Genomic DNA, 16,608 nt, shown 5'->3' on the forward strand with positions numbered 1-16,608 from the left:
GCGGGTTCCTTTCTAGCTGTTTAAGGAAACGGATGCGGGAATTTCGATCCAGGATGGACACGAGAAACCATTCCCAGGGGTTCTCGTTGGTAGCCGAACGAGATGGGCAGGAGCCCCGGCACGAATGCCTTCACCACATCGAGACGCGTACGTCCCTGCTCGATGAAACACTCGGTCGGCGTAATGTCGACGACGATGGGACTCAGCCCCTTCCCGGCGAAAGCATCCGTCAGTGCTGCCAGCGTCTTGCCCGGCGCATCTGCCGGCAAGACATCAAGGCAATCGGGAGACTTCGGGAACAGGACGCGATCCGCGCGCCGGTAATACTTTCTGAGTCCGTAGAGCTCGAAGTGGTGCTCGGTGGAGTTGACGAACTCAGGCTTGTCGATACTCGGTGCATGTCCGTGAAGCCAGGCGTAGACGCGGGCTTCGAGCTCTTCGAGCGCGCTTTCGAGCGCCTTGACGAGATCAGTGCTTGCCGCTGTTCCCATCGTCGTGAAATGACGGCCCGCGTGCTGTGCCGCCACCAGCGCCACGTGTGCGAAGTCGGACTGCAGTTGCTGCAGCGTGATCGTGCAACCTGCGGCCTCCATGGCAGCCACGCGTTGCTGCACCTCTTGCGGCAGAAGGTCTCGCGGAATTGTTACGCCCGGCTTCTGTGCCAGCCAGTGGCGCATGAAGGCGTCGCGTTCGATCACTTCCATCAGCGCTCGGAAGCCAGCATCGTCGCGCGAAACGCCTGCGGCGCACCCCGACGAGGTCACCTGCGTATAGGGCCGCGCGGTCTCGAAACCTGCATCCGCGAGGCTGGTGCGCGAAAACACCAGTTCCGCCAGGATATGCACGGGCTTGCCGTCGACCAGCCGCGTACCGCTTGCCCACGGATATTGCCGGTCCGCAGCAAACGGCAAGTAAGTGAAATCGGGGGTGTACTGCCCGTCCGCATACCGGACCACCTCACGCGGGTCAATGGCGTCGGGCAGCGATTCCGCGGCTGCCATCACGATATCGCGTGGCTGCCGGAAGCCCTCGCGTTCAATGGCCTCGGCCACCGCCTTGCGCATGGCCATCCACGGGTCGGTATCCCGGCCCCAGGTATGAGGGCGGTCGTCGCCGGGCGTCTTGACTTTTGCCCGCGCCAGATGGAAGCCCATCGAGAACGGACCATTGGCTTCATCCACCCAGGCAAAATCGATCTCCGGTGCACGCGACACCAGTTGCTGCTGGGCCTCGGTGGCCTTGGCACCAAATACGGCAGAGCCCAGCACCAGGGCTCGTTCGTGCGCACACATGCGCTGGATCACCGTCTCGTAGTAGCCACCGATCGTGGCGTAGCCCATGCCGAGCGCGGCGGCGCTCAGGTTGCCGTTGTGCAGCGCCGCACCGGCCTCCATGAACAGATACTGCAGCGACCTGCTACGGTAGCGCATCGCGCCCACGACGGGATCGGCTGTGAGGAATACGGCCCCAGTCGCAAAATGAAGATCCCACGGGCGGCCAAACGCGCGTGGTACCAGGCCGTGGGCATCCGTTACCTTGTCGAGCACCAGTTGCCTCTCGCCGGGATAGGTCACCCGGTAGACTCCCGGTTCGTGCAGCCCAATCTGGCGCTGCAGCGCCACCCACACCTGCACCAGATGCATGCCGCCCGCCGAGGCAATGGTGCGCTGAGGCGTGACGTATCCCACGCGGGGATGGCGGACCTTCACCACACCGGCCAAGCTCCACAGCAGCGCATGCAGCGCATCCACCGAGACTGGCGCGTCGTCATACGTGTACGACGACATGCGGCTGTCGAAGAACCGGTCCAGTGGCACCTGCCCCACCTCGATCGCGGCGTCCGAAGGCGCCACTGCGCCCTCTTCCTTGTTCCACAGGAAGCGACGGCAGATTTGGTTGGAGACAGCGGAACTGGCGGCCAGCCCGAACGGACTGCCCTGCAGCGCGTACCGATTGGCATGCACGGCGGCCAGGTTGGCATCGATCAGCGCGCCCTCGTCGAGCAGGAACGCGATGAAGTCACCGAAATCGCCATGTGCGGCGGCCGCCGGCAGGGCCAGGATTTCCTGGATCGTGCGCGTGCCATCGCACAGCTGGAAGACCAGCTTCAACAACGCGGCGGGCGCATCGATCTCGATGTCTTCGTACGCTGCGCGCACGGTCAGGTGATTGCCCTGGATCATCGAGGCGCCGGCGAGCATCGGCGACAGCCGCGCCGGATCGCCAATACTGGCGCGCACTGCCTCGGGAACGCCTTCCTGCAGGACGCGGTTGGGCAGCGGGGCGTCGATCGCGACGGCGTTCATGACGTCCAACACGGGTTTTACAACAGCGTTCATGCCGCAATCGCCTGCAGGTTGACGGAAGGATTGACCGCCGGCACCGGCATCAAGGATTCGGCGGGCGCGGCCGTGGCCGGGGCGGGCATCGCCTGTGAGGATGCGGCTTCGTCGGCAGCCGTACCAAACAGCGTGCCGAGCAGATGTGGATAACCTGTTGGCGGGAAGGTCGGATTGGAATTCATTTCGAGCCACCAGACCTTTCCGGCAGCGTCGACCACGCCGTCCAGCGAATAGAGCACCGGCCCCGGAAATTCCTGACGCAGGCGTGCCGCCACCACCTGCCCGGCCGCCTGGAGCTGGTCCACGAGCGGTGCATCCATGGCAGGCAAGTTGTTGTCAATGCGATTGAACCGGTCTTCATTGGCGAACAGCCGGCCGTAGCGGAAATCGATGAAAACCCGGCGGCCATTTTCCAACACCGTATGCCGATCTACCTGCTGGAAAGCGAGCGCAGCGTATACCGCCTCCATCTCCGCCCAAGTTTCCACCGACAGCCCCACGCTCGCGAAGCGCTCTGCCAGCAGCACAGCCACGGTCCGATGGCCATCGCCTTCGATCTCCGGATAGTCATGCAGGTGAGCGTGGAACGGCGTATCGCCCCAGAACCAGGCCTTGAGATTCCTGCCTGCGACGAAGGCTTCCCGGAATACCTGCCCGCCCGGCTGTCCCGGCGGCATCGCAGGCTGCGCCTGGTTCACGCGATATGGCCCACTCAGGTCATAGCCGAACGACCCACGCGACGATTTCAGGACATGGTCACCGGCGGCCGGCGCCGTGGCGTCCCAGATAGCCGGTGTAGCGATGCCCTGCTCCCGCATGCATTCCTTGAACAACAGCTTGTCCGTGGAGATCGACCACCGCAACGGCCGGTACGGCAACCAGCCGATGAAACCAGTGACATCCTCGGTCATGGCTGGTACGTAGCAGACCCGTCCGCTCATCACAGCCAGGAACTGGGGATACAGGCTGAAGTACCGGTTGCGCGTCTTGATCTCGAGTTCGAACGTCTGGACATTGATCGTCGCCGTACCACCATGCCGGTCAAGCCACGCTTTGACGGCGCGGAGGTGATTCATGGTGACGGTGATATAGCTCATGAAATGTCCAGGTATGTGTTGTTGGAGGTTTCCTTTCCCCGATCGACAAATGCCGCGTGCCAGCCACCGGGCCATGACAAGCCCTGGCCCGCGCCTTGACGTGCCTGTCTGAACCAACATATCCACGCGTTTGCAGGAATGTTTAGTCCGCAATCGGCCGGAACGGCTGCCTGGACTTTCGCCGGTGCTAAACCATGTGGAAAAGGCGCGGATATACTCCAAAGGGTCCGGTTCCGAACCCGCGAAATCGCTGTGGCCGCGGGGAGTGATGCGCGGGCCCCATCGAACCCGCGAGGAAACCATGCAGACCACCGATCCCGATGCGCTGTTGCGCGAAGCCATTGCCGCCAGCCAGCAAGGCGATAGCGAGGCCGCACTGGCGCTACTGGCACGTGTGACCGAGATGGCGCCACAAGCGGCCATTCCACATCTGCTGACTGCCGGCGAACTGGCCTCGGCTGGGCGTTACGCCGAAGCGGAAGCTGCCTTTGCGCGCGCCCTGCTGGCCGATCCCGCCCTTCACATCGCCCGTTTTCAGCTTGGACTGCTGCAATTCACGTCGGGCAATGTCGCCATGGCGCTACTGAGCTGGCAGCCGCTGGCGGCACTGGGCGAAAAACACGCCCTGGCGTTGTTCGTGCAGGGATTCACCGAGCTGGCGCAGGACAATATGTCCGAGGCCGCACGGCTGTTCCACGCCGGCATGGAAGCCAATACCGAAAATGCGCCGCTGAACGCCGATATCCGCATGGTGCTGCAACGAATGGCGGAAACCATCGCCGCCTCTCAGCCTGCCGCACCGGCTTCGAGCCAGGCGCCGGCGCAGGTTGCGGCCGCGTCGAGCGCCGAAACAGAAACACACGTGCTGCTGTCGAACTATGGATCGCTCAATTGAATGCAGGCAGCTCTTCGGCCCCGGTGAGCGTCAGTGAGTCCGGGGTGAGGCAGCCATGACGCAGATCGACAGCGCGAGCCGGCTGGCCGCCCTCATCCGGGCCCAGGTGGCGTCGCTCGGCAGCCGTCGTACCAACGCCTCCACCGCGCGCAAGGAATCGGCCCGTCAGGAAGCCGCGCACGGCACGGGCACGGAGCCGGATCTTGCCAGCGTCATCGCACGCCGCGTGGCGGCGATCGACCCAGATGACCCCGAGCGCCGACGCAAGGCATTCCGGGTATTTCTCGAATCGGTACTGTTGGCCGAATTCGGCGAGTCGCTCATGAACGATGCGCGCTTCTACCAGCTTGTGGAAGACGTCCACCTCCAGATGGAATCAGAGCCCGAGGTAGCAGCCGCCATCGAGGAAGCATCGCAACTGCTGGTACAGGGGCGGCCGGGCGCCCAGTCAGCCTGAGCGCCCGCCTTGAGTTCGATATCGGCTCACTGGGCTCCGGAATCGCCGGAAGCCCCATCAACGGTGACTGCCACCACCGGCTGGATCCAGTCCGCCATCGATCCGCCGGCCGGACCTTCGCGGCGTGCCAGCAGCCGCATGGCGAGACGCCTGATGGTTTCGCCGTCGCGAGCGTCACCATTGAGGATGGCCTGTGCATAGTGGCTGGCCAGGTTTCCCTTGTCCAGGCCGTTGGCCCGTGAGATAGAGGCCTCCGCGGCCTCGCGCTTGCCCTGCATCGCGTACGCTACCGCCAGCCCGCCATGGCTTTCACCAAAGTTGCGGTCCAGCTCCACAGCGCGTGCGAATGCGTTCTCCGCTGCGCCAATATCGCGGCGGACAATATTCGTCCAGCCGAGACCGTTCCATGTTCCCACGTGCCCGGGCATGTTCTGCACCGCGCGGTGGAAATCGAAAAGCGCATCGTCGAATTGCATTTCCAGCAGGTGAACGAAACCCAGCGCGGACCATGCCCGGCCATCTTCCGCGTGTACCGCCAGCGCTTGGCGCAATAGACCTTCCGCGCGCGCGGCGTTACGTTCGGCCAGCGCGACAGTGCCCATCGTGACGAGGGGCTCCAGCCGCTGGTCGTTTTCGCCCAAGGCGGCCACGGCCCAGGCTCGGGCCATATCCAGTTGCCCCAGGTCCAGCGCGGCCAGGCTGGCCACCCCGGCGGCCTCCGTAGCCAGTGTGTGCGCGGCCATGCGCTCGCGTGCCCAGGCGACGGCACCATCGAGATCGCCCGAATGATGCAATACGCGCAGCCACAACACCTGCAACGCGGCCGGCGCACTGGGAGCGGTCAGGGATGACAGGCGCGGCGCCAGTGCATCGCGAGCCCGCGCAAGATCACCCTGCCGGAAGGCAGCATAGGCCAGATCATGGGTGATGGCTTCGTCCGCCTCCACGGAAAGGCCGCCTGCCGCCAGCAACGCCTCCAACCGCTCGGATGCGGCGGCCCAGTTGTGCAGCGCCAGGTCGATGCGGCTCTCCTTGAACTCGACGGCGGGTCCCGTCACGCCCAGCGCTGCGGCATGACGGAGGTGAAATCGTGCGCGTTCCCACTCGCCTGCGGCACACGCCGTCTGGTAAGCCTCGTCGAGCAGGGGGAGGTTGTTCGGGTCCTCGCGCAGGTACTGTTCGAGCCTGGCAAGGCGAGCATCGGCAGTGGGGTCCTTGACCATGTGTCTATTGTCCGGTTATCGATGAGGCGTCACCACGCCGTGTCGGAGGATTGATGCGATTTCAATGATTTCCGCAGCTTGTCGAGCGCCGCACGGTGAATCTGCGCAATACGCCCCTTCGTGACACCGAGCGTGGTCGCGATTTCTTCGAAGCGGATTTCCTGCAGGTAGTGCGATCGGATCACGGTCTGCTCCTGGGAGGACAATGTTCCGATGAAATGCCGCAAGCGCTGCTGCAACTGCCGATACTCCAGGCTGCCATAGTAATGGGACGTGGGCGCGCTGGCGAGCGCGTCATTCTCGATCAGTCCGGTGCCTTCCAGCAGGAATGTCAGCGCGACACCGATGCCAACCTCGGCAAGGTATCGAAAGGGGGCATCCTTACCTGCGCCAATACTCTCTCCGGCCTCCTCTACGGCGGCGCGCGCGGCGGCCTTGACCTCCTTCATGCGTTCCTGGCGCAGTCTCACGCGCAGCGCAATCTGCTGCTGCTTCTCGGTCAACCGCTCGAGGCCGTTGAGGATGGCGCCGTGCATGCGCCGCGATGCGAAAGTCTTGAACTGCGCACCACGGTCTTCGGCATATCGGTCCACCGACTCCACCAGTCCCACCGTGGCGAACTGCAGGTATTCCTCGAACTCGATCTCATCATGGGTACGCCGGCCGTAGTAGGTAGCCGCCACGATCTGCGCATATGGCAGATAGTGGCGGATCAATACGTCGCGATCGGCCTGGGCGCCAGTTTCGCGGTAGCGGCGCCACAAGGCGGCCTCCGTGACATGGCCTGCCTCGTCACCCGGCTTCCGTTCATGCGCATCGCCATCCGTGTCGAGCTGTTTGGCCATGGTGCGCGTCAATGAAACGACCCCACCAAGGCCTTCAGCAGCACGCTCCAGCCGTCGACCAGAATGAACATCAGGATCTTCAGCGGCAGTGCGATGGTCATTGGCGGCATCATCATCATGCCGAGCGCCATCAGGATGCTCGATACGATCAAGTCGATCAGCAAGAACGGCAGGAATACGACGAAACCGATCTGGAAGGCGGCTCGCAGCTCTGACAGCATGTAGGCCGGAATCAGTTGCACGTTGCTGATATCGTCCATCGACTCCGGCTTCTTCCCCTTGGACAACTCAACCATCAGGGCCAGATCCTGTTCTCGCGTCTGGCGGACCATGAACTCCCGCATCGGGCCGCTGGCACGCGTGTATGCCTGCTCCATGGTGATGCGGCCCTGCATGAATGGCTGCAGCGACTCCGTATTGACCGTCTGGAACACAGGCGCCATGGTGAACAACGTGAGGAACAGCGCGAGCCCGATCAGCGCCGTGTTCGGCGGTGTCTCGGGCATGCCGATGGCATGTCGCAGCATCGAAAGCACGATGATGATGCGCAGGAATGCCGTCAGGCACACGAGCATGGCCGGCAATACTGCCAGCGCCGTCAATCCGATCACTGCCCGCAAGGCGAACGATGTCTCATTGGGTGAAACACGCACGTCCTGCACACGCGTCGGCTCGTTGGCACGCACGGGGGCGGCACTGATTCGAAAGGCGCTTCGTACCGGCTCCTGGTTCGCCCGCACCGGGGCCGTTCGCGCCGGCTGTTCTGCAGGCTGGTTCCCGGTGGCAGCAGGTGTGGACCGTTCAATTGCGATGCGTCCGCCGGAGGTGGCCGGCGTCTGCACTGCTTCTGCCGAGTCGTCGTCCAGTAGCGTGACCACCGTTTGCGGCTGGGCGTCCGATGCAGGAGCACGCAACGCGTCGGGTGATTGGGCCAGCGAGGCATTCGCCAGCGCAAGGCCGCCCATCGCCAGGACCATTCCGGCGATCCATCGCTGCATACGGCCGCGTGAGCGAACGGCGCTCATTGTTCGTCGCCTCCCGGAGCACGTTCACCGGCTGCGGCCTGGAGCACGGTCACCTGCCCTGCAGCATTGACGGCAGCCAGCACACGCCCGCCTTCCCAGCGTATGACATGTAGCCGCACACCACCGTGCAGTTGGGCCTGCGCAGATACTTCGATGGCGGCGTCCCGCGTGTCCGCCTGCATGCCGCGTTTCAGTACGCGTGCCAGCCAGGGCTGTTGCGTCCGCCCGCGCGCGGCGAACCAGAGCACTGCGACGACAGCGATCAGCAACAGCAGGATCGACACTCCAGCCGGCCCCGAAACGACATCATCGTCCTGCCGGAACGGCAGCGGTGCAGGCACGCCCGATGCCGCCACGGCAGATGCAGACGCGGAGCCGGCGTCCGAGCGGGACAGGATGCTATGGGATTGCGGCATGTCAGGGAACGAGCGGCGCGGGCAGTTCCGTCAGGCGTACGGCAAAGCTGTCACCGACTGCCACCAGCACGCCGCGCGCCACGACCTTGCCGTCGAGACGCACGTCAACCGGTTGATCTACATTGCGGTTCAGCTTCAGGACATGACCGTCGCGCGCCGCCAGCAACTCGCCGACCGTGATCTGGGCTTCGCCTACGCAGACCTCAAGCCGCGTTTTCACGGCCAGCAGCGGGCTGGTGGATGCCATGACCGCTGCGCTCCCAGTTGGCGCAGCCTCATGCAATGGCTCATAGGCCAGCGGTTGTGCCACGGCGGAAGGAAATTGGCCGTCGTCGGCAACGGATTCTGATGAAGTATGGATCGACATGATGCTCAGGATAGGGAATTGCCGGTATGCGCCACCGCGTGAGGCAGTAGCTGTATAGCCTTGTGTTCGTTCAGTTCACCGAGGTGGCCCGTCGCGAGCGGCCGGCCACTTTCGCCAGCCGCCTGCAGGTACAACGGAACGGGGTGGTCGAGTGCATGGCCGACAGTGATGACATCGCCAGGCTCCAGGGCCAGCAGCGCACCCAGTTCCAGTTCGATATCTGCCAATCGGACCATCAATCCGATCGATTGGCGGTGCATCGCATCAAGAACCGGCGTCAGCGGCACGCGCGATGCGCTGTCCGCCGCAACGCTGATGCGGTTCGGGATAGATGCTTTGGCAGCCAGCGGGTCAAGATGCCACCCCAGGCTCACCGAGGCCTCGCCTTCGATGGTGATCAGTCCGCAGATCGCGCCAGACCACGGCAACTGCTGCCCGGCAGGCAGCGCGGACTCAGTGTGGGCCGCATCCATCGCCATCGCATCGCCAGATAGCTTGCTGCCATCGGCGCCAGTCAGAGCCGCAACCAGTCCGCTCCATGCCCTTGCCGCCACCGCGCCGGCTATCGACGTGTCGTTGTCGTACGTGACAGGTAGTGACGATCCCTGGACTTCGCCAAACATTGCGCGCTGCAGCAGCAGCGCTGGTGCTGCTGCACCTGCAACCCACATTGCACCCTGGGCAGCGGGGCGGCCCGTTTCCAGACTCATCCACGCAGACGCTTCGCGCATGGCCGGCGGCAGCGCGAAGTCGCATGCGTTCTCCAGCGCGGACAACGCGACGTTCAGGCCCCAGTCCCTGCCAAACCGCGTGAGTCGCTCGTCGATGCCCGCGCGCAGGGCGCCAAGCTCCGCGTCGCGCCACCAGATCAGCGCGCGCGCGGTGCTTGCCTGTGTCCGCGTTCCGGTCATGCCTTGCCCTTCATCGTGAACAGTTCCTGGATCATGTCGTTGGCGGTGGAAATTACTTGCGACGACGCCTGGTAGCCCCGCTGCATGATGACCAGGTCGCTGAACTCCTGCGACAGGTTCACGTTCGAAATCTCGACCGATGTCGTCTGCAGCGTCCCAAATGCGCCAGTGCCAGCCACGCCGACGTGCCACAGCGCGTCATTGGTGGAGCGGAACAGGTTGTCGCCCACGGACGCAATGGCATCGCTGGAATCGAAACGGCCCAGCAGCAGCTGATCGCCTCGCCCCACCTGGCCGTTTGAGTACGTGAGCGTCACGAAACCATTCGTATCGAACGCCACGCCGGACAGCGACCCCGCCGCCAGGCCATCCTGCTTCGTGGCCGCGAGCGTGGACAGGTTGCCTGACGCAAACGATGTAACGTCCTTGCTGAAGTCCAGCGTGACCGACATCGGTGCCTGACCCGCTGGCGTGTAGGTAAACGTCAGACGCGCCGTGGCCGGATCGGGGCTTCCGTCCTTGAACTGCAGCGTACCGGTGCCGACCTCGACCGTGCCGTCAAGGATCGATACCTTCCAGCTGCCTGGCGTGGTCGCGCTGCCATTGGTGAACTTTGCCGACAGCGTGTGCTGCACGCCGGCGGCGTCATAGACACTGATATTGCCCACCGTCTGTTCGGTGGCCGTGCTGGACAGGTTGCCTGTCATGCTGATCGTGCCCGTCGGCCTGGCGGGCGACGTACGATAGCCGTCCAGCGAAACCACGCCCATCACCCCGTTCCTGTCGATACCCAGCACCTTCAGGCCACCGGTGCGTGTCACCAGCAGGCCATCGTCGTTGAACTCGAACTGGCCGGATCGGGTGTAGCGGACGTTGCCGTCGGCGTCCTGTATCAGGAACATGCCGAGACCATCCACCGCCACATCCATCGCATTGCCGGTCTGGCGCAGCTCACCGCCATTGAAGTTCAGTGTGGTGCCGTACGTGGCCAGCCCGAAACCGTAGTTGCTCTGGCCGCCATACAGGCCGGACTGACCACCGTTGCCGGTGGCATAGACCAGATCGCCGAACTGCAGCGTCGAACTCTTGAAGCCCGGCGTGTTCATGTTGGCGGTATTGTTGGCAATTACCTTGAGCCCTTGGGAATATCCCATCAGGCCGGTCATGCCCAGATAGATTGAATCGAGCATTGCGGACTCCCGTAAGTGCGATTCAGCGGATGGTGTTGATCTGCGACAGACTGATGCCGGGCAGCGTGGCACCTGCCGTGGTCGTGATCGTCAGTTGCGGGGTACCGCTGGCCAGCGACAGCGACGACACCGTGCCCACCGCCGTGCCCGACTGCGTGGACACCTCCACGGTCTTGCCGATGAGACCCACGGACTGCTGCGACGACTGGCTCGACAGCATGGTGTCGAGCTTCGTGTTGATCTGCTGCGCCTGCTCCAGTGACGTGAACTGGGCGATCTGGGCCATGAACTCCTGGTTGTCCATCGGCTTGAGCGGGTCCTGGTAGGTCAGTTGGGTCAGCAGGATCTTCATGAAATCCTGCAGACCGATGGAACCTGATTGCAGACTGGCGCTGCCAACGCTATCGATCGATGCCATGGATGACTCCCTCCTTTGAATATGGGGCCGGCTGTGCGGTGTCCGCGTGCGCCGAAAGATTCTGTTGCCAGGCCTTGCCATTGCAGGTCACCCCTGCCAGGGCAATACCACGCTCTGCAAGGCGTCTACGGACTTCCGAAACCGCCTGCTCGATTTGCTCGTTTGTAGGGGCCGTCATACCGATCCACAGCCGTGCTCCCGATTCGTCGACCTCCACATGCAGACGCATCGGCAGGTCGTCTCCGTCCTGATCCCGCTGCAGGCTGGGCGAAGTGATGCTAGCCGCGCTCGCGGCTCGCGCAGCGACGGGGGGGTCCTTGGCAGCGGGCTGAACCGCATTGGGAGTATCCAGGGAGGCCTGCCATGCAAGGGCAGGCGCGATCTGCGTGCTGGCCGGCGGCGTCGCCAGCTCCGCTGTGCCAAGGCCAAGCCGGATCGCCTGGATCGCTACATGCTGTACGGTGGCGGACAACGCCCTCACAGTAGTGCCAGCGGATGGCGCCGCTGTGCCAACGGCGTCTGCCGGGTGCGCGTCATCAGCCTGCGCCGCCATGCCATGCTGACGGTACGCCACCGCGCCCTGAAACCAGTCCTGGGTCTGGGCCCGCTCCATCTCGCGCTGCCATGCGCGGGAATCGACCGGCGTGCCGTTACCTCGCGCCGCACCACCGGCCTGTGTGCCAGCAGCAATATCAGCCAGCGATGACGCATCCAATGGCATGGTCATGATTCCTCCACGGGCGAGTCGGCTTGCTGCCACGCATGCCTGGCCGTCCAGTCGTCGTCCGCCGCGATGGCGGTCTGCCGTGCAACTTCCACCGCATGGGTGCGTCGGCTCTCGGCCTTATGCTGCGTCAGCAGTTCCAGAGCGCCGTGCGCTTCCGAAAGCGCGCGCTGCGCGGCTTCCCGTGCGTCCGCATGCGATTGCAGTTCGCGCGCACTGTCCTCCAGCCGCGCGCGTGTCTGGCCCAGATAGCGAAGTGCCTGCCTGCGCGTGGCGACGTCGATTGACGCGCCCTCGGTTCGGTCCAGTGCCCCGGCTACCTCCGCATGTTCCTGTTCGAGCACCGTGTGCAGGTCTTGGTGCTGTTTCCAGGCGGTAGTGGCGGCGGCCAGCACGCGCGTGGCCTGATTGACACGCCAGTCAGAACGCTTGAGCACCGGGTCGAGCGCATAGCGGAATCGGGCGTTAGCCATGGATCGGCTCCCGCTGCGCATGGCGTGTGGCGCCGCGCATGGGCTGCATGTCGAGGACTTGTGCCGGCGCGCCGGCTACGATGTCGCGCAAGGTTTCGACCGCACCCGCCCGGTCAGCGCCGCCATCGGCCTGCGTCAGGAAGCCGCGCAATCCTGCGGCGCGCGTCAGCGCGGCATCGAGTTCGGGGTTGCTGCCCGCCTCGTATGCGCCGATATCGACCAGTTGCCGGTTGCGCTCCAGCACGGCCAGGTTGCGCACCGCTTCGGTGGCCACCTTCCGGGTCGGCCGGTCCACCAGATCAGACATCAACCGGCTCGCACTCTGCAGGACATCGATCGCCGGATACTGACCCTGATGGGCCAACGCGCGGGACAGGACAATATGCCCGTCGAGCGTGGCGCGCAGTGTGTCGGCGATGGGTTCGTTCATATCGTCGCCTTCGACCAGCACCGTCATCAATGCCGTAATACTGCCGCCGCCGGGTGCGGTGCCACACCGTTCGCAAAGCTGTGGAAGCTCTGCGAACACCGACGGGGTATAGCCACGAGCCGTCGGTGGCTCCCCGGCAGAAAGTCCGATCTCGCGCCTTGCCATGGCAAGGCGCGTCACGGAATCCATGGTCAGCAACACCTGCTTGCCGGCATCGCGGAACGATTCGGCGATGGCGACGGCGGCGTATGCGGCGTGCACACGCGCCAACGCGGGCTGGTCGGACGTGGCCACCACGACCACCGAGCGTTGCATGCCCTCCGGCCCCAGTTGATTGTCGATGAACTCACGCACCTCGCGGCCACGCTCGCCAATCAGCGCGATCACATTGATATCGGCCTTGACGTGCCGCGCGATCATGCCCAGCAGCGTACTCTTGCCGACACCGCTGCCGGCGAAGATACCCACCCGCTGGCCATTGCCGAGTGTCAGCAGGGTATCGATGCTGCGCACTCCGGTTTCCAGCACATGTTCGATACGGGGCCGCTGCATCGGGTTCAGGGGCTTTGCGTGCAACGCCCGGCGCTCGGTACAGGCCGGACGGAGGCCACCATCGAGGGCCTCGCCGAATCCGTCGATTACGCGCCCCAGCAGCGCGTCGCCTACCGGGATGCTGGCCATGCGGCCGGTTGCCACCACGCGACTGCCCGCGCCAAGCCCCTGAACGGCGGTGTATGGCATCAGCGTGACGGCGCCCGGCCGTACACCGACGATTTCCGCCATGACCGTCGCATCGCCATGCCGAGTCGAGATGGCGCACACCTCGCCGATCACCGCATCCGGGCCTTCAGCCTCTATGGCGAGCCCCGATAACCGCCGCACCGTACCGGTACGTTCGGTCAGGATGACGGTGGCGGTGGCCGCGCGGACGGCGCTGAGGATGGCAGTCATGAGGATCTGACCTCCGTGGCCGCGTTTCGCCAGGCTTGCCCCAATGCAAGCAGTTGGACTTCCAGGCGCGCATCGAGGGTTCCGGCAGCGCTGTCGACCATACAGCCGCCCATCGAGACACCGTGGTCCGCGGTCCAGCTTACGGCCGCAAAACCTTGCAGGAGTGCCTGCCCATCCGGGCTTGCCTGCAGGGTCGCGAGATCGCGCGGATGCAGTCGGACGCCAAGCGCCGGCTTGCCATCCAGTTCGGCCAATGCACGCGTCACGATAGTTCGTACGGCGTCCGCCTCCACTGCGGCATCGCCCACGATGCGGCAGACCGCTTCGTACGCGATAGCCACGGCCTGTTCCTCGATCTGGCGCATGGCGCCGGTGACATGTTGCTGCACCTGTTCGAGGACATGGCGCGTCAGGGCGGCGTGCTCGGCCAGGGCGGCATCGATACGCTGGCGCTCGGCCTCGCGTGCCGAGCGGAGTTCGGCCTGTGCACTCTCCACGGCCTCGCGCGTGGCCTGCTCGACCTGCTGCGCAGCTTCGGCCAATCCTTCGCGCTGACCACGTGCAAAGCCCTCCTCGTAACCGCTGACATCGCCGGCTGGCACAACCGCTTCCGGCGCGGCCGGCGGGCCTGGCAGCGGCGCCGATGCAGCCATGCCACCCGACACCGGCGCAACGACCGGCGCAGGTGCGGTACGGCGGCGTCCAATGGTGCGCGCGGCGCCCTCGACGTCGACCGCCTTGAGCACGCGTGTGGGTGCAGTGCGGCTCATGCGGCGACCTTGCGGGAGAACAACGCCACCAGGCCAGCCACATGCTGGCGTGCACGTCCCGACGCGGCCGTTCCGTGTGCTCGTCCTGCAGGCACGTGCGCCTGCCGCGCCCCGGCGGCACGATCGAGCATCGCCTGCAGCAGCGCGGCGTCGCGCGCAGGCGCAGGGGGCACGCGAGCGGTCATGGTCGCCTCGGCAACGCGACGGGCATGGCTTGCGCCAAGCATATGCATCACGGATTGGCGCCACGGCCAATCGCTGATACCAAGCAATGCCGCCACCAACGGTACCGACTCGCGCCTCAGGATGTTGGCAATCACCTCCGGCTCCAATACGGCCACGTGGGCGATCATCGCCTCGTACGTGCCGTCGGGATGGGGCCGGACAGCCGATACCGCGCGTACGGTGGCTAGCAGCGACGGATCGCGCGGCACACCCAGCGCATCGAGTTCGTCGAGCCACTCACGCAGCTGGCCATGGGAAGAAGCCGGCAGGCGCGACAACATCCAGCCGCGATCGACCGGCGTCATCGCATGCAGGGCCAGCGCAACCCGCCGGTCATCGGCTGGCGGCACATCATTGACGCTTGTCGGCTCAACGGTCACGGTGACCTCCGTCGTTGCGCGGCTTCCCGTCGTCCTGGAGCCAGGCCTGTAACTGATTCAGCATCGCGTGGCGCTCCGCTTCGTTCATCGGCGTATGGGCGGCGGATGCCGGCCGGCGAGTCCGACCGAGCCACCAGCCCAGGCCCAGACAGACCACCACCGTCAGCAACGCCGCCAACACCTGAGCGATGCCCAAATGCTGTGCGGACCGCGTCTCCGATCCTCCAGGCGTCGCCGCAACCGCAGCAGCGTCGGTCGGGGCATCGGCAGCGGGGGCAGCATTGCCGGCACCATACGTGCCCATGGTCTGCACCAGCACCACGTCGCCGCGTTCCGCGACAATGCCCGTGGCGGTGGCAAGCAGCGCCTTGGCCTGCTCGATCTGTTCGGGCGACAGTGGCTTCTTGATGATGGCCAGCACCTGCATGCGCTTGACAGCCCCCGGTTGCCCGATCACCTGCTCCACGCGCTTGCCCACCTGATATTCGATCTCCCGCTGTGTACTGCCGCCGGCCGCGTCGCGCACGCCCAGCGGGAGTCCACCGTCATTGCTGCTTTCGCGCTCCCGCACCACCACCCCGGTCAGCGCCTGGTTACCCCGGCCAGGCGTTCCCACCACGTCCTCGGTCGTGATGCGCACCGCATCCATGCTCAGGGTCACGTCGACGCTGGCCATGGCCTGTCCGGCGCCGAACGTTCTCTCCAGCACCTCAGTTGCCTTGCGGGCCAGTGCATTCTCGGTATCGCGTTTCAAGTCCAGCCGCGCGCCGCCGTCACTACCGGCCTCCGACTGGCTGGCGCGTGTCAGCGCCACGCCCTGCTCGTTCAGGATCGTCACGTCCTGGCTGATCAGCCCTGGGATCGATGCGGCAACCAGGCGCTGGATGCCGACGGTCTGGTCCGGGGCCAGCGACTTGCCGTCCTTCATGGCAATGGTGACCGACGCCTTCGCCTTGTTGTCGGCCCGCTTGAACAGCCCATCTTCGGGTAGCGCCACATGCACCCGCGCGGACTTCACGTCTGCGATCGACAGGATGGTCCGCGTCAGCTCGCCCTGCAGTGCACGCTGGTAGTTGACCTTCTGCGCAAACTCCGTCATGCCGAAGTCGCCGGCATTGAAGAGCTCGAAACCCACGCCACCGTGCAAGGGCAGTTCCTTGCCCATCAGCTTGAGCCGCGTCTTGTGTACGAGGTCGGCATCCGTGAGAATGACCGTGCCTTCGTCTGCCAGGCGGTACTGCACCTTCATCCGGTCGAGTTCCGCTGTCATCACCGCAGCATCCTGCGGCGACAGACCCGAGAACAGCACCTGCTGGTCCGCACGCAGCAGCCAGATACCGGCGAATGCCGTCGCGCCGACGATCACGGCGGCCCCAATTACAAGACTGACCCGGCGCGTACCGGACAAGCTATTCCAGAAGTCCTTCAGCACATCATCCCCTGCGTATCGATTGCCATTTCGTTCACGG

Annotated in this window: 18 protein-coding genes; 2 read left to right on the plus strand and 16 right to left on the minus strand. The window is 64.8% G+C overall.

Annotated features, from left to right (window positions below; all coding sequences use genetic code 11):
* Positions 1 to 20: 20 nt before the first annotated feature.
* Both GA566_RS24025 and GA566_RS24030 read right to left on the minus strand, forming a co-directional pair.
* A complete protein-coding gene (locus GA566_RS24025; protein WP_160474229.1) occupies positions 21 to 2,339 on the minus strand; it encodes a YcaO-like family protein in 2,319 nt (772 codons plus the stop codon).
* Entirely contained in the window at positions 2,336 to 3,439 is a 1,104-nt protein-coding gene (locus GA566_RS24030; protein ID WP_160474230.1) for a hypothetical protein, read from the minus strand. Before GA566_RS24030 ends, GA566_RS24025 begins: the two co-directional genes overlap by 4 nt.
* Positions 3,440 to 3,740: 301 nt before the next feature.
* Between GA566_RS24030 and GA566_RS24035 the strand changes: the two genes are divergently transcribed.
* Both GA566_RS24035 and GA566_RS24040 read left to right on the plus strand, forming a co-directional pair.
* Positions 3,741 to 4,334, plus strand: a complete 594-nt coding sequence (locus GA566_RS24035) for a tetratricopeptide repeat protein (protein ID WP_160474231.1) — start codon at positions 3,741 to 3,743, stop codon at positions 4,332 to 4,334.
* Positions 4,335 to 4,389: 55 nt separating this feature from the next.
* Positions 4,390 to 4,791, plus strand: coding sequence for a class I SAM-dependent methyltransferase (locus tag GA566_RS24040; protein WP_160474232.1), 402 nt, complete (start codon positions 4,390 to 4,392; stop codon positions 4,789 to 4,791).
* Positions 4,792 to 4,817: 26 nt separating this feature from the next.
* Here GA566_RS24040 and GA566_RS24045 read toward each other — a convergent pair whose 3' ends face one another.
* From GA566_RS24045 to fliF, 14 genes are all read right to left on the minus strand, one after another.
* Positions 4,818 to 6,014 (minus strand): hypothetical protein, encoded by a 1,197-nt coding sequence (locus GA566_RS24045; protein WP_160474233.1) that lies wholly within the window; start codon positions 6,012 to 6,014, stop codon positions 4,818 to 4,820.
* A gap of 29 nt (positions 6,015 to 6,043) precedes the next feature.
* Positions 6,044 to 6,859, minus strand: a complete 816-nt coding sequence (locus GA566_RS24050) for a sigma-70 family RNA polymerase sigma factor (protein WP_160474234.1) — start codon at positions 6,857 to 6,859, stop codon at positions 6,044 to 6,046.
* Between the two features lie 8 nt (positions 6,860 to 6,867).
* Positions 6,868 to 7,884 (minus strand): flagellar type III secretion system pore protein FliP, encoded by a 1,017-nt coding sequence (gene fliP, locus GA566_RS33360; protein WP_237380614.1) that lies wholly within the window; start codon positions 7,882 to 7,884, stop codon positions 6,868 to 6,870.
* Positions 7,881 to 8,300, minus strand: coding sequence for a hypothetical protein (locus tag GA566_RS24060; RefSeq protein ID WP_160474235.1), 420 nt, complete (start codon positions 8,298 to 8,300; stop codon positions 7,881 to 7,883). The genes fliP and GA566_RS24060 overlap by 4 nt, the downstream gene beginning before the upstream one ends.
* A gap of 1 nt (position 8,301) precedes the next feature.
* Complete coding sequence (locus GA566_RS24065; RefSeq protein WP_237380617.1) at positions 8,302 to 8,547, minus strand: FliM/FliN family flagellar motor switch protein; 246 nt, start codon at positions 8,545 to 8,547, stop codon at positions 8,302 to 8,304.
* A 125-nt stretch (positions 8,548 to 8,672) separates the two neighbouring features.
* Positions 8,673 to 9,578, minus strand: coding sequence for a FliM/FliN family flagellar motor C-terminal domain-containing protein (locus GA566_RS24070; protein WP_160474237.1), 906 nt, complete (start codon positions 9,576 to 9,578; stop codon positions 8,673 to 8,675).
* Positions 9,575 to 10,768 carry a flagellar hook protein FlgE gene (locus GA566_RS24075; RefSeq protein ID WP_160474238.1) on the minus strand — a complete coding sequence of 398 codons (1,194 nt, stop codon included), beginning with the start codon at positions 10,766 to 10,768 and terminating at the stop codon, positions 9,575 to 9,577. The genes GA566_RS24070 and GA566_RS24075 overlap by 4 nt, the downstream gene beginning before the upstream one ends.
* Positions 10,769 to 10,790: 22 nt before the next feature.
* A complete protein-coding gene (locus tag GA566_RS24080; protein ID WP_160474239.1) occupies positions 10,791 to 11,186 on the minus strand; it encodes a flagellar hook assembly protein FlgD in 396 nt (131 codons plus the stop codon).
* Complete coding sequence (locus GA566_RS24085) at positions 11,170 to 11,913, minus strand: hypothetical protein (RefSeq protein ID WP_160474240.1); 744 nt, start codon at positions 11,911 to 11,913, stop codon at positions 11,170 to 11,172. Before GA566_RS24085 ends, GA566_RS24080 begins: the two co-directional genes overlap by 17 nt.
* Positions 11,910 to 12,383 (minus strand): hypothetical protein, encoded by a 474-nt coding sequence (locus GA566_RS24090; protein WP_160474241.1) that lies wholly within the window; start codon positions 12,381 to 12,383, stop codon positions 11,910 to 11,912. The genes GA566_RS24085 and GA566_RS24090 overlap by 4 nt, the downstream gene beginning before the upstream one ends.
* A complete protein-coding gene (locus GA566_RS24095; protein ID WP_160474242.1) occupies positions 12,376 to 13,764 on the minus strand; it encodes a FliI/YscN family ATPase in 1,389 nt (462 codons plus the stop codon). Before GA566_RS24095 ends, GA566_RS24090 begins: the two co-directional genes overlap by 8 nt.
* The gene (locus GA566_RS24100; protein ID WP_160474243.1) at positions 13,761 to 14,534 is read right to left on the minus strand and encodes a FliH/SctL family protein; all 774 of its coding nucleotides are present in this window, start codon (positions 14,532 to 14,534) and stop codon (positions 13,761 to 13,763) included. Before GA566_RS24100 ends, GA566_RS24095 begins: the two co-directional genes overlap by 4 nt.
* Complete coding sequence (locus GA566_RS24105; RefSeq protein WP_160474244.1) at positions 14,531 to 15,139, minus strand: hypothetical protein; 609 nt, start codon at positions 15,137 to 15,139, stop codon at positions 14,531 to 14,533. The genes GA566_RS24100 and GA566_RS24105 overlap by 4 nt, the downstream gene beginning before the upstream one ends.
* Complete coding sequence (gene fliF / locus GA566_RS24110; protein WP_160474245.1) at positions 15,129 to 16,571, minus strand: flagellar basal-body MS-ring/collar protein FliF; 1,443 nt, start codon at positions 16,569 to 16,571, stop codon at positions 15,129 to 15,131. Before fliF ends, GA566_RS24105 begins: the two co-directional genes overlap by 11 nt.
* Positions 16,572 to 16,608 lie beyond the last annotated feature (37 nt).

The organism is Cupriavidus sp. SW-Y-13 (assembly GCF_009793345.1).
Classification (GTDB): domain Bacteria; phylum Pseudomonadota; class Gammaproteobacteria; order Burkholderiales; family Burkholderiaceae; genus Cupriavidus.

What these genes read in the sequence shown, in the direction of transcription:
- GA566_RS24025 (WP_160474229.1), bottom strand. Translation starts at nt 2,339, where the DNA reads ATGAACGCTGTTGTAAAACCCGTGTTGGACGTCATGAACGCCGTCGCG.
- GA566_RS24030 (WP_160474230.1), bottom strand. Translation starts at nt 3,439, where the DNA reads ATGAGCTATATCACCGTCACCATGAATCACCTCCGCGCCGTCAAAGCG.
- GA566_RS24035 (WP_160474231.1), top strand. Translation starts at nt 3,741, where the DNA reads ATGCAGACCACCGATCCCGATGCGCTGTTGCGCGAAGCCATTGCCGCC.
- GA566_RS24040 (WP_160474232.1), top strand. Translation starts at nt 4,390, where the DNA reads ATGACGCAGATCGACAGCGCGAGCCGGCTGGCCGCCCTCATCCGGGCC.
- GA566_RS24045 (WP_160474233.1), bottom strand. Translation starts at nt 6,014, where the DNA reads ATGGTCAAGGACCCCACTGCCGATGCTCGCCTTGCCAGGCTCGAACAG.
- GA566_RS24050 (WP_160474234.1), bottom strand. Translation starts at nt 6,859, where the DNA reads ATGGCCAAACAGCTCGACACGGATGGCGATGCGCATGAACGGAAGCCG.
- fliP (WP_237380614.1), bottom strand. Translation starts at nt 7,884, where the DNA reads ATGAGCGCCGTTCGCTCACGCGGCCGTATGCAGCGATGGATCGCCGGA.
- GA566_RS24060 (WP_160474235.1), bottom strand. Translation starts at nt 8,300, where the DNA reads ATGCCGCAATCCCATAGCATCCTGTCCCGCTCGGACGCCGGCTCCGCG.
- GA566_RS24065 (WP_237380617.1), bottom strand. Translation starts at nt 8,547, where the DNA reads ATGGCATCCACCAGCCCGCTGCTGGCCGTGAAAACGCGGCTTGAGGTC.
- GA566_RS24070 (WP_160474237.1), bottom strand. Translation starts at nt 9,578, where the DNA reads ATGACCGGAACGCGGACACAGGCAAGCACCGCGCGCGCGCTGATCTGG.
- GA566_RS24075 (WP_160474238.1), bottom strand. Translation starts at nt 10,768, where the DNA reads ATGCTCGATTCAATCTATCTGGGCATGACCGGCCTGATGGGATATTCC.
- GA566_RS24080 (WP_160474239.1), bottom strand. Translation starts at nt 11,186, where the DNA reads ATGGCATCGATCGATAGCGTTGGCAGCGCCAGTCTGCAATCAGGTTCC.
- GA566_RS24085 (WP_160474240.1), bottom strand. Translation starts at nt 11,913, where the DNA reads ATGACCATGCCATTGGATGCGTCATCGCTGGCTGATATTGCTGCTGGC.
- GA566_RS24090 (WP_160474241.1), bottom strand. Translation starts at nt 12,383, where the DNA reads ATGGCTAACGCCCGATTCCGCTATGCGCTCGACCCGGTGCTCAAGCGT.
- GA566_RS24095 (WP_160474242.1), bottom strand. Translation starts at nt 13,764, where the DNA reads ATGACTGCCATCCTCAGCGCCGTCCGCGCGGCCACCGCCACCGTCATC.
- GA566_RS24100 (WP_160474243.1), bottom strand. Translation starts at nt 14,534, where the DNA reads ATGAGCCGCACTGCACCCACACGCGTGCTCAAGGCGGTCGACGTCGAG.